The 11098-nt window shown below is 67.6% G+C and carries 15 protein-coding genes and 1 pseudogene; 11 read left to right on the top strand and 5 right to left on the bottom strand.

Going from position 1 to position 11098, the window contains the following annotated elements; translation table 11 throughout:
• Positions 1-59 precede the first annotated feature (59 nt).
• The 6 genes from GTW43_RS05095 to GTW43_RS05120 all read left to right on the top strand — a co-directional run bounded on the left by GTW43_RS05095 (position 60) and on the right by GTW43_RS05120 (position 5573).
• Positions 60-392, top strand: a complete 333-nt coding sequence (locus GTW43_RS05095; protein ID WP_343245906.1) for a hypothetical protein — start codon at positions 60-62, stop codon at positions 390-392.
• Positions 393-1086: 694 nt separating this feature from the next.
• Positions 1087-2061: a PstS family phosphate ABC transporter substrate-binding protein gene (locus tag GTW43_RS05100; protein WP_161300411.1), complete on the top strand. Its 975-nt coding sequence runs from the start codon at positions 1087-1089 to the stop codon at positions 2059-2061.
• The gene (gene pstC / locus GTW43_RS05105; RefSeq protein WP_161300412.1) at positions 2058-3014 is read left to right on the top strand and encodes a phosphate ABC transporter permease subunit PstC; all 957 of its coding nucleotides are present in this window, start codon (positions 2058-2060) and stop codon (positions 3012-3014) included. Before GTW43_RS05100 ends, pstC begins: the two co-directional genes overlap by 4 nt.
• Positions 3014-3925 (top strand): phosphate ABC transporter permease PstA, encoded by a 912-nt coding sequence (pstA, locus tag GTW43_RS05110; protein ID WP_161300413.1) that lies wholly within the window; start codon positions 3014-3016, stop codon positions 3923-3925. Before pstC ends, pstA begins: the two co-directional genes overlap by 1 nt.
• Before the next feature lie 44 nt (positions 3926-3969).
• Complete coding sequence (gene pstB / locus GTW43_RS05115) at positions 3970-4836, top strand: phosphate ABC transporter ATP-binding protein PstB (RefSeq protein ID WP_161300414.1); 867 nt, start codon at positions 3970-3972, stop codon at positions 4834-4836.
• Positions 4837-4871: 35 nt separating this feature from the next.
• The gene (locus GTW43_RS05120; RefSeq protein ID WP_343245907.1) at positions 4872-5573 is read left to right on the top strand and encodes a response regulator transcription factor; all 702 of its coding nucleotides are present in this window, start codon (positions 4872-4874) and stop codon (positions 5571-5573) included.
• A gap of 1 nt (position 5574) precedes the next feature.
• On the opposite strand, the gene GTW43_RS38595 is transcribed toward GTW43_RS05120, so the two are convergent.
• Both GTW43_RS38595 and GTW43_RS38600 read right to left on the bottom strand, forming a co-directional pair.
• The gene (locus tag GTW43_RS38595) at positions 5575-5760 is read right to left on the bottom strand and encodes a hypothetical protein (protein ID WP_343245908.1); all 186 of its coding nucleotides are present in this window, start codon (positions 5758-5760) and stop codon (positions 5575-5577) included.
• An 18-nt stretch (positions 5761-5778) separates the two neighbouring features.
• On the bottom strand, positions 5779-6255 hold the full coding sequence (locus tag GTW43_RS38600) for a hypothetical protein (RefSeq protein WP_343245909.1): 477 nt from the start codon (positions 6253-6255) through the stop codon (positions 5779-5781).
• Positions 6256-6425: 170 nt separating this feature from the next.
• On the opposite strand from GTW43_RS38600, the gene GTW43_RS05130 reads away from it, so the two are divergent.
• Together GTW43_RS05130 and GTW43_RS05135 are read left to right on the top strand one after the other, a co-directional pair.
• Positions 6426-6794 carry a metalloregulator ArsR/SmtB family transcription factor gene (locus tag GTW43_RS05130; protein WP_161300415.1) on the top strand — a complete coding sequence of 123 codons (369 nt, stop codon included), beginning with the start codon at positions 6426-6428 and terminating at the stop codon, positions 6792-6794.
• A 313-nt stretch (positions 6795-7107) separates the two neighbouring features.
• Positions 7108-7371: a hypothetical protein gene (locus tag GTW43_RS05135; RefSeq protein ID WP_161300416.1), complete on the top strand. Its 264-nt coding sequence runs from the start codon at positions 7108-7110 to the stop codon at positions 7369-7371.
• A gap of 9 nt (positions 7372-7380) precedes the next feature.
• On the opposite strand, the gene merB is transcribed toward GTW43_RS05135, so the two are convergent.
• Positions 7381-8355: an organomercurial lyase gene (gene merB, locus GTW43_RS05140; protein ID WP_161300417.1), complete on the bottom strand. Its 975-nt coding sequence runs from the start codon at positions 8353-8355 to the stop codon at positions 7381-7383.
• A gap of 84 nt (positions 8356-8439) precedes the next feature.
• On the opposite strand from merB, the gene GTW43_RS05145 reads away from it, so the two are divergent.
• On the top strand, positions 8440-8841 hold the full coding sequence (locus GTW43_RS05145) for a heavy metal-responsive transcriptional regulator (protein ID WP_161300418.1): 402 nt from the start codon (positions 8440-8442) through the stop codon (positions 8839-8841).
• Positions 8842-8941: 100 nt separating this feature from the next.
• Here GTW43_RS05145 and trxB read toward each other — a convergent pair whose 3' ends face one another.
• Together trxB and GTW43_RS05155 are read right to left on the bottom strand one after the other, a co-directional pair.
• The gene (trxB, locus tag GTW43_RS05150; RefSeq protein ID WP_161300419.1) at positions 8942-9937 is read right to left on the bottom strand and encodes a thioredoxin-disulfide reductase; all 996 of its coding nucleotides are present in this window, start codon (positions 9935-9937) and stop codon (positions 8942-8944) included.
• Positions 9934-10347: an arsenate reductase ArsC gene (locus tag GTW43_RS05155; protein WP_161300420.1), complete on the bottom strand. Its 414-nt coding sequence runs from the start codon at positions 10345-10347 to the stop codon at positions 9934-9936. The genes trxB and GTW43_RS05155 overlap by 4 nt, the downstream gene beginning before the upstream one ends.
• Before the next feature lie 106 nt (positions 10348-10453).
• On the opposite strand from GTW43_RS05155, the gene GTW43_RS05160 reads away from it, so the two are divergent.
• On the top strand, positions 10454-10762 hold the full coding sequence (locus GTW43_RS05160; RefSeq protein WP_161300421.1) for a metalloregulator ArsR/SmtB family transcription factor: 309 nt from the start codon (positions 10454-10456) through the stop codon (positions 10760-10762).
• Positions 10759-11098: pseudogene (locus tag GTW43_RS05165) on the top strand (arsenical-resistance protein); the annotation flags it as partial. The gene GTW43_RS05160 and the pseudogene GTW43_RS05165, both read left to right, overlap by 4 nt.

Below are 11098 nucleotides of genomic sequence, written 5' to 3' on the forward strand. Positions count from 1 at the left end.
TCCGTTCGCCCACGGCAGACGGGCACTGCCGCAGATGACTGGAGACCTGCCGCTCGACCATGTCAACGTACGACCGCGTCGAAGAACCGCAGGTCAACGAAGGAATCTTCGAACCACGACTACGCCCCGCCCACGTCGGCTCCCCTGCCTCGGAGGCTCCCTTGCCGAAGATCATCACCGTCGGACAACTGCTCCACCAGCTCCAGACCCTGGACCCGGACCTCCCCGTGTACCTCGCCGTCAATCCCGACTGGCCGTACGTTCACCGCATCGGTCGCCTTGTCGAAGACCGCCAGGCGCTCGGGAATGGAGCCGTGTACATCGCCGAGGACGGCCAAGAGGACGTGCTGCCCCCGGATGTCCGCACACAACTCGGCTGGCCCCTGGCGTGAAGCACCGTACGAGCGAGGGCCTCGTGAGCCGATCGCCGATCCGGTCGAGCAACTCCTCGCCCCTCAACACGCTCGCCACGGAACCCATGCCGCCGGGCGTAAAAGGCGCCCTGATCTGCTCGGTCCCACAGCGAGCCACGGGGCAGATCCTCGCCCGCTGGGTCCCCTACTACGACCGCTCTCCCCTCCGCCCCGGCGCAGTCCTCGTCAGCTGGACCTCCACCTCTGCGAGCGGGACAACCGTTACCGCTCGCCTCGGCCTGACCTCGGCCGAAGTCCTTCTTGCAACGTGGCCCGACCTTCGAGGCGACTGGACCTCCGTCGTTCGTTCCACTTTGTTGGAAGTCATCGAGCTGCACGCCGCACTCACTGTGGCTACCGACGCGCTGGACTTGGCCAATCGCCTCGCCGGCCCCTAGCGCCGTCTCCTCGAGTCCCAACGCCCCAGCGCTACTGCTCAGTTCAGGGCAGCGCGCTCGGCGTTGACCGCCAGGCGGTTCTTGTCCGTCGTCGCATCAGGGTCACTTGAAACAAGATTCATCTATATAGATGCCTGGCTATTATTCATCTGCGATGAGCGCTCCGTACACCGTGGGTTCATATAGTCAGACTTCGATCCAAGGTGTCCGAACGGAGCGCCCAGCGCCCCGATCCGCTCGCCGGGTCAGCCCGGCTGACACGAGGGTCGAGAGTCGTGAACATTCCCACTTACCTGCGCCGGGCCCAGGCTCCGTTGGTCCTGACGGCGGCCGTGTTGCTGACTGCGAGTGCCTGTGGCGGATCCGACGCGGGCTCGGGCGGAGACGGCGACAAGCTGTCCGGGACCATCAAGGTGGACGGCTCCAGCACGGTGGCTCCGCTGTCCACGGCGGCGGCCCAGCTGTTCCAGGCCGAGAACTCCGGGGTGAAGGTCACCGTCGGCACGTCCGGTACGGGTGGCGGCTTCGAGAAGTTCTGCAACGGCGAGACCGACATCTCCGACGCTTCGCGTCCCATCGAGGACGACGAGAAGGCGGCCTGTGACAAGAAGGGCATCAAGTTCGAGGAGTTCCAGGTCGCCAACGACGGGCTGTCGGTCGTGGTCAGCAAGGACAACGACTGGGCCGAGTGCCTGACGGTCGAGCAGTTGAAGAAGATCTGGGAGCCGGGCTCGAAGGTCAACAACTGGAACCAGATCGACCCGAAGTTCCCGAACCAGAAGCTGGAACTCTTCGGCGCCGGCACCGACTCGGGCACCTTCGACTACTTCACGCAGGCCATCAACGGCGAGGAAGGCAAGTCCCGTACGGACTACAGCCCCAGCGAGGACGACAACGTCACCGTGCAGGGCGTCTCCGGCTCCAAAGGCGGCATGGGCTACTTCGGCCTCTCGTACTACGAGGAGAACAAGGACAAGCTGAAGGTCCTGAAGATCGATGGCGGTGGCGGGTGCGTCGCGCCCGACAAGCAGACGGTGCAGGAGGGCACTTACAAGCCGTTGTCGCGGCCGCTGTTCATCTACCCGAAGGCGTCCTCGCTCGACAAGAAGGAGGTCACTGCCTTCGTCGAGTACTACGTCGAGAACAACGCCGACATCGCCTCCAAGGCCCAGTTCGTGCCCCTGAACAGTACGCAGGAGACCGAACTGAAGAAGGACCTGCAGACGCTCAAGGAACAGCACAAGTCATGAGGCGGGGCGGGCCGGTTGAGCTGCGGTCCGTCGCCGGGAGCCCCGGCTTCCTGCGGCGGTCGCAGCCGCGCAACGGCGAGAAGGTCATCAAGGTCCTGTTGGTGGCCGCCTCGCTGGTCTCGGTGCTGACCACGATCGGCATCGTCATCGCTCTGATCCCGCCGGCCGTGGAGTTCTTCGGAAAGGTCGACTTCGGGGACTTCATCACCGGCACCGACTGGTCGCCACTGTTCAAGCCGCCGCACTTCGGCGTCATCCCGCTGGTGACAGCGACATTGATGGTCACGGTCATCGCGCTGCTGGTCGCGGTGCTGCTGGGGCTCGGCGCGGCCGTTTACCTGAGCGAGTACGCCAACCCGCGGGTGCGTAAGGTCTTCAAGCCGATGCTCGAGGTGCTCGCGGGCATCCCCACCGTCGTCTACGGCTTCTTCGCGCTCAAAGCCATCACCCCACTCCTCCAGGACATCTGGCCGGGGAGCGAGGGCGGGCCGCAGGTCTTCAACGCCCTGTCCGCCGGGTTCGTCATGGGCATCATGATCATTCCGACGATCGCGTCGATGGCGGAGGACTCGATGAGCGCGGTGCCGCGCGCGCTGCGGGACGGGGCCTTCGCGCTCGGCTCGTCTCGGATGCAGGTGTCCACGCGAGTCGTGTTCCCGGCCGCGCTGTCGGGGATCGTCGCCGCCGTCGTGCTCGGCATCTCCCGGGCGATCGGCGAGACGATGATCGTCGCCATCGCGGCAGGCGGGCGGCCGAACCTGTCCTTCAACCCCCTTGAGGGGATGCAGACGATGACGGCGTTCATCGCCGCCGCCGGGATCGGAGACCTGCCGACCGGCTCCACCGGCTACCAGACCATCTTCGCGGTGGGCTCGCTGCTGTTCGTGCTGACCCTCGTGATGAACCTGGTCAGCATCCGTCTGGTGCGCAAGTACCGGGAGGTGTACGAGTGATGAGCCACGTCATCGACCACGAACCGGCCCTCGCGGACATGCCGGACGCACCCCGCCTGAAGGGCAGCGGCACCCCGTGGCGCGAGCGGTTCTTCCACCTGAGCCTGTGGGCCTCGCTCGCCGTCGGCGTCGTCTTCCTCGCCGGGCTGCTCACGTACGTCGTCGTGGAGGGCTGGTCGCGCCTGGACTCCCGGCTGTGGACCAATTTCCCGGATCTGATCAACCCGTCCAACGGCGGCGCTCAGTCCGCCATCATGGGCACGATCTGGGTGATCGCCTTCACCGCCCTGTACTGCCTGCCGACCGGCATCCTCACCGCGATCTACCTGGAGGAATACGCCGATCCGGACCGCTGGTGGAACCGCGCGATCGAGATCAACATCCAGAACCTGGCGGCCGTCCCGTCGATCGTCTACGGCATCCTCGGGCTCGGCATCATCTCCCGCGGCCTGGGCTTCGGGCAGACCGTGCTCACCGCCTCGCTGACCCTCTCACTGCTGGTCCTGCCAGTCGTGATCATCTCCTCTCGGGAAGCGATCCGCGCCGTCCCGCAGTCGATCCGGCAGGCGTCGCTCGCGCTCGGCGCGACGCAGTGGCAGACAATCTGGCGCCAAGTCCTGCCGGCCGCTGTGCCCGGCATGGCGACGGGCTCGATTCTCGCCCTGTCCCGGGCCATTGGTGAGGCGGCCCCGCTGCTCCTGCTCGGCGGCCTGACGTTCATCACCTTCAACCCGACCGGCGTGGAGAGCTCGTTCACCGTCCTGCCGATCCAGATCTTCAACTGGATCAGCCAGTCGCGAGCCGAGTTCACCGCGCTCGCCTCCGCCGCGATCGTCATCCTCCTGGTGATCCTGCTGGCGATGAACTCCCTGGCCATCTGGCTCCGCAACCGCTACTCCCGCCCCTGGTGAGTGCCATGACCTCTCCCCGTAAGACCGCTTCGCAGGAGACCGAGATGCCCGCAGCCCCCGGACCGTCCGACACACCAGCCGACGGCGGCGGTACCCGCACCCCGCGCGTCGCCTACCGCACGGCCCGCCCACTGGCCAGCCCGGTCTTCGAGATCGGCAGCCTGTCCGTCTTCTACGGCGACCACGAGGCCGTCCGCGACGTCAACATGGACATCGGCCACCAGCAGATCACCGCGATGATCGGCCCGTCCGGCTGCGGCAAGTCCACCGTCCTGCGCTGCTTCAACCGCATGAACGACCTGATCCCCACGGCCCGCGTGGCGGGCAAGATGCGCTACCACAACGAAGATCTGTACGGGCGCGAGGTCGACCCGATCGAGGTCCGCCGACGCATCGGGATGGTGTTCCAGAAGCCGAACCCGTTCCCCAAGTCCATCTACGACAACATCGCCTACGGACCCCGCGTCTCCGGCTTCAAGGGCAACCTGGACGACCTGGTCGAAGAGACCCTCACCCACGCGGCGCTCTGGGACGAGGTCAAGGAGAAACTGAAGACGTCCGCTCTCGCCCTGTCCGGCGGGCAGCAGCAGCGGCTGTGCATCGCCCGCACCATCGCGGTCAAGCCGGAGGTGATCCTCATGGATGAGCCCTGTTCGGCGCTCGATCCCATCGCCACCGCCAAGATCGAGGACCTGATGGAGCACCTTGCCGAGGAGTTCACGATCATCGTCGTCACGCACAACATGCAGCAGGCGGCCCGCGTCTCGCACCGCACCGCCTTCTTCACCGCCGATGTCGACGGCAAGGGCGAACGCCACGGCCGCCTGGTCGAGTACGACGAGACAGCCCGCATCTTCTCCAACCCCTCCGACCAGCGCACCGAGGACTACATCTCGGGCCGCTTCGGCTGAGACGCCACCGACGTCTCGTAAGAGAAGGAGAACCGGTGACACCCGAAGTGCACCGGCCGCCCGACCTGCTCCTCGCCGACCCCGACGAGGAGTTGGCGGCCAAGGCGATGACCCGCTTCGAGAACGCGGGCGTTCGCACGATCGTCTGCCACGACGGCGCCGAAGCCCTCCTCCAGGTCGGCGCCCGTCACCCCCGCGCCGTGCTCCTCGCCGCCCCGCTGCCGGTGGTCGGCGCAGCGTGTGTCACCGAACTCATCGCCCGCCTACACCCGGTTCCGGTCCTGGTGGCGGCTAGTCCGGCGGACGCGGCCGAGGCCACCGCGGCGGTGAGCGCCGGCGCGATCGCCTTCGTGGCCCATCCGTACCGAGTCGAGGAAATCCTGCCCCTACTGATGGCGGGCACCCGCGAGACACCCGAAGGCCCGCTGGTCGTCGGCGACATCGAACTCGACACCTCCGGCTTCCACGTCTACGTGCGAGGGCGCCACATCTATCTCCCCGTAAGGGAGTTCAGGCTGTTGCGCTACCTGATGGAGCACGCCAACCGGGTCGTCACACGGGAGGAACTCACCCGCGCCCTGTGGGGCACCGACACCCTCGACAGCAACACTCTGACCGTGCACATCCGACGGATCCGCACCAAACTGCGGGACGAGGGCAAGAGCTGCTGCACGATCGAGGCGATCCGCGGCATGGGCTATCGCATGGACTGCGGCCCCGCCTCCAGCGGCACGTGACTCAGCCGATCGGAGTGCGATCCGGCAGCAACTCCCGCACCAGGACATCGATCCGCGCGGTCAACGCGTCGCGCACCGCTCGCGCGCTCTGGATGTCGAGCCCGGCCAGATCCGGCAACTCCCAGTCCAGATAGCGCCTTCCCGGTCGCACCGGACAGGCATCCCCGCAGCCGAGTGTGACCACCACGTCGGCAGCCGTGACCACCTAGGCGGTCAGCGGCTTGGGGAACTCCTCGCCCACTCCGAGGCCCTGCTCGTCGAGCAACCGCAACACCACGGGAGCAATCTCCTCACCCGGCTCGGACCCGGCGGTCAGCACCCGCGCGCCGGCCCCCGCCCGGTGCCGCATGATCGCGGCGGCCAGCTGCGAACGCCCGGCGTTCTCCGTGCACACGAACAACACCTCGGGCACCGGCTTCGGCGACAGCCCCAGGCCGCGCGCGAGAGCCCCGAGCCGCTGGTCGGCGAACCGCTCGATGAGGACCGGGAGATGACGGCCGAGCCGGGCCCGTGCCGACAGCTGCCAGGAGCACTCCTCCACGTAACTCTCCACCGTCTCCCGGGAGAAGGAGCGGCTGTGCCGGGCGGCCAGTCGAGAGGTGATGCGATCGAGTACGGGCTCAAGATCCCGCAGAGCGGGCGCGGCCCGATGGCGGGAGGGCTGCTTGTCCCTGGGTTCCATCAGCGACTCCTCTGCGCGCAGATGGCGGCCGATAGCGGCCCTCACCTCGCAGAATAGATGCTTGCCTATGCTTTGCCCAGCCGGAAACCAAGGTGAACGCTGGGTGAACAAGCCGCGTGTGAGGCCTTCGAACAAGGAAACGGCACCTGACCGGCGCTTACCTTGTATAGATGGCTGTCACTGAAGTGAATGCCTCGGAGGTGGCGGACGAGGCGAAGACGGAGACCTGCACGCCGGGCCTGGCATGCCTGTTGATCGAGCGCGACGAGGCCGAACGCCTCGCGGTGCTCCTCAAGGCCATCGCCGATCCGACTCGTCTACAGATCTTCCGCATCATCGAGCGGGCCCCGGCGGGCGAGGCGTGCGTCTGCGACCTCGCGGACTGCCTGGGCTTCCGCCAGCCCACCGTCAGCCATCACCTCAAGATCATGACCGAGGCGGGCCTCCTGGACCGCGAGCGTCGCGGGACCTGGGCCTGGTACTCGATCAACGAGGACGGCCTGAAGGCGGTTCGCGCGATCCTGGATCCTGCCGTCTGACCGCAGCCACCCGTCGCAGGAACGACACTGCCCGGTACGTATCTCTGTTGACCAGAGGCCGAGTTGGAGGCGCGTACGGGCGCCTGCCTCGTTCCCCTTGCCGTGACCGTCGGCCGAGGGTCACGCTGATGTCGAGCCCGCGGAGGCGGTCATGGCCAAGGACTGTTCTGGTGGGGCGAGGCGTTGCGTGGCGTGCCTGCGTTGCGGGCAGCGCCCGTGCACGTCGCGGCAGGGGCCGCGCAGCGTACTTCGGTTGGGGCGAACCGTCTTGACCTATCGGGCCTGCTTCCGCTGGTCCTTTATCGTCCCGGTGATGGTGGCCGGCCTACTGGTCGGCGGCGCCGTCGCCGGGCTGCTGCCGGCGACCGGCACGGGCGCCGCATTCGTGACCCTGGTCTGGGCGGCCTGCACCCTTCGGGTGCTCCGCCTCGATCCCGCCTGCCCCGCGCCCGGTGGCGCGCCGGGCCCCGGAGGTGCCGGGCTGCGCGAGCCACGTCGCCCCAAGCCGGTTCCGCCATCCGGGGCGATCGCTCTGGCGCTGCCCGAGGGCCCTGTCGCGGGTGCTGCCGGCGCCTGACGCCTTGGTTCAGTGGTCGGCCAGGAGCGAACCGAATGTCTGTCGCCCGATCTGCTCTGCCTGGTGCTGGCCGACGGTCCTCCCCCGAACATCCGGGTGTTGCGCGATCCATGACTGAGCGGAGTCAGCGGTGGCGAAGAAGTTCAGCGCATCGCAGCACACTGCGGCGGCCGGCCCGTCGCAGGCGCGTCGGCCGACGAACACCACCGCGGACGCGGGCTCCCACGCCATCTGCCCGTTGTCGCTTGTGACTTGGACCCGTTCGCCGGTGATCGGGTCGACGGAGACGATGACCGCGTCCGTGTTGAGCATCTTCGGGATGCCCAGGGCGTCGATCGCGCACATCGACCACAGCTGCGTACCGCCTGCCAGCGTCACCCGGTGCACGGTGGGCACGGCGGAGAACGGGTAGGCCGCACGGATCTGCGCGTCCTCGTCGAGGGTGAGGAAGTCCTCGCGGGCCAGGTCCGACAGGACCTCGGCGGCACTGCGTCCCGCCCCCGCCGCGTAGGGCTCCAGAACCATGGCGCCGGGGGCCTGGCCCGTGTCGGCGAAATGCCGCAGCACAGCCTGCTGCACGGCACGCAGGCCTCGCTCGGCTGGAGCGCGCCGCCCCCGTCCGGCCCGCCCGACCGGATCGAGCAGGTCCGACTCGCAGCGAACCTCTCCGTCGGCCTCGGCCGGTGCGGCAGCGTCCAGGGCCTGCCGCAGTTCGTCCACGCCCGGCGCGCCGTCCGTGCTCCCGTCGGCGTGCCGGTAGATCCGGCACGACACGCTGGCCGTGGCTCCGGCCGATGCGAAAGGATCAGTGCCGTTCACGAGAACCGTGGGAGATCCGGTCATGCCCCAGCGGGCCGCTTCGGCTTCCTCCGTCACCTCCACGTAGTCCACTGTGGCTGCCCGCCCGGCCAGCGCCGTACGGACCCGGTCCGCTGCCACCGGCGCGTTGGGGCAGTCGGGAACCGTAAGTACCGTGATCCGCATCGTTGTCGTCCTCCCAGTCCAGCACTTCTGCACGAGACGCTAGACCTTCCACTGCACTGGAAGGTCAAGGACTAGCCTGGAGAGATGCGTATCGGAGAGTTGGCTGTTCAGAGCGGGGTCAGTGCCAAGACCATCCGCTTCTACGAGCAGGCCGGCCTCCTGCCCGAACCACCGAGGACGCCCAGCGGCTACCGCGACTACCCCGCCGACGCCGCCACCCGTCTCGCGTTCATCCGGGATGCTCAGCACGCCGGGCTCACCCTCGCCGAGATCCGCGGAATTCTCGTCCTTCGTGACAGCGGACAGGCTCCCTGTGATCACGTCAGCACGCTGATCCAGCAACACCTCGATGAGATCAGCCGGCGGATGGCCGAACTGCGCAAGACCCGGTCCGCGCTTCGCGATCTCGCCCAACGCGCCGCCGAAACAGACCCGGCCTCCTGCACGGACACCGACATCTGCCGCATCATCCGTCAGCCGGGCTGACGAACCATGGGACAGCCCGGCTTCGCCTCCCGTCCCGCGCCGCCAGCGGTGACGGATACCTCCATGATCGGGGCGGCGCGGGTGAGGGGGCGTACCAACTTCAGGCAGTGGCCGCGGCGAGAGCCTTCTCACTGTCGGCGAGCCCGGCCAGGTAGCGCTCCGCGTCGAGTGCGGCGGCGCACCCGGATCCGGCTGCCGTGATCGCCTGGCGGTAGGTGTGGTCGACGACGTCGCCCGCGCCGAAGACGCCCGGGATGTTCGTACGCGTCGAAGGGGCATCCACCTTCAGATAGCCCTCGGCGCCCAACTCCAGCTGCCCGGTGAACAGTTCGGTGCGCGGATCGTGCCCGATCGCGATGAACAGTCCCGTCGCATCCACCCTGCGGGTACTGCCCTCAAAGGTGTCGCGCAGGGTCAGCCCGCTCAGCATGCCGTTCTCCTCGTGGAGTTCGGCGATCTCGCTGTCGAAGGCGAAGGAGATCTTGTCGTCGGAGAACGCCCGGTTCTGCATGACCTGCGAGGCACGCAGGGTGGAGCGGCGGTGCACGATGGTCACCGAGCGGGCGAAGCGGGTGAGGAAGGTGGCCTCTTCCATGGCAGTGTCGCCGCCGCCGACGACCACGATGTCGCGGTCGCGGAAGAAGAAGCCGTCGCAGGTCGCGCACCAGGACACGCCCCGCCCGGAGAGGGTGTCCTCCTTGGGCAGGCCAAGCTTGCGGTAGCCGGAGCCGGTCGCGATGATCACCGTCTTCGCCCGGTGCACGGTGCCCGCGCTGTCGGTGACTGTCTTGACGGAGCCGGTCAGGTCAACCTCGACAACATCGTCGTCCAGCATCTCGGCGCCGAACCTCTCGGCCTGCGCCCTCATGCTGTCCATGAGGACGGGGCCGTCCACCCCCTCGGGAAAGCCGGGGAAGTTCTCCACCTCGGTCGTCGTGGTCAGTGAACCGCCGACGAAGATCGAGCTGCCGAAGAGCAGTGGCTTGAGGTTGGCGCGGGCCGTGTACAGAGCAGCCGTGTACCCCGCCGGTCCGGAGCCGATGATGATGACGTTGCGTATACCGTCGTCGGCGGCAGTGGGCGATGCGGCGGTCATGCCTTCGGCTCCGGGGCGATCTCGGCGATCAGACCCTCGACGAGGACCTTGATCTCGTCCCGGATCGGACGTACGGCCTCCACGCCCTGGCCCGCCGGGTCCTCCAGCTTCCAGTCGAGGTAGCGCTTACCGGGGAAGACGGGGCAGGTGTCGCCGCAGCCCATGGTGATGCAGACGTCCGACTCCTTGACCGCGTCGACAGTCAGGATCTTCGGGGTCTCGGCGGAGATGTCGATGCCGACCTCGGCCATGGCCTCGACGGCGGCAGGGTTCACTTCCTTACCGGGGTTCGAACCGGCCGAGCGAACCTCGACACGATCTCCGGCCAGGTGGGTCAGCCAGGCGGCGGCCATCTGGGAACGGCCGGCGTTGTGGACACAGACGAAGAGCACAGAGGGCTTGTCGGACATCAGAGGTCTCTCTTGATCTCGTGAGCGCCGCCGAACGGCGAAGTCAGGGCCGACTGATATCAGCACCCGGTGGCATCAGCAGCCACTGATGTGAGAGTATCAGTCCATGATGACGTCAGTCGACACTGACCTGATCCGGGTGCTGGCCGACCCGCTCAGGCTCCAGATCGTGACCCTGCTCGCCCGCGAGACGCTGTGCACCACCCACCTGGTGGAGGAGACCGGCGCCCGCCAGACGAACCTCTCCAACCACCTGAGAGTCCTGCGCGAGGCGGGGGTCGTGGACACGGAGCCATGCGGCCGCTTCACCTACTACAAGCTGCGTCCGGACGTCATCGCCCAGCTCGCCGGCCAGTTCGCCGAACTGGCCGAGTCCGCCCGCACCGCCGCCGACAACAAGAGGGCCTGCCCGTGACCCGCACCGACGCACCCGCCACCGCGACGGCCGAGGAATCCTCGATCGTCGCGAAGCTGTCGACACTCGACCGCTACCTCGCCGTATGGATCCTGCTCGCCATGGGAGTCGGCCTCGGCCTCGGCCGTCTGATCCCCGGCCTGGGCGACGCGCTGGCGAAGGTCGAGATCGGCGGCATCTCACTGCCGATCGCCATCGGCCTGCTCGTGATGATGTACCCGGTCCTCGCGAAGGTCCGCTACGACAAGCTCGACACGGTCACCGGCGACAAGAAGCTCATGGTCTCGTCGCTGGTCATCAACTGGATCGTCGGCCCGGCGGTGATGTTCGCACTGA

The organism is Streptomyces sp. SID5785, assembly GCF_009870065.1.
Lineage (GTDB): Bacteria > Actinomycetota > Actinomycetes > Streptomycetales > Streptomycetaceae > Streptomyces.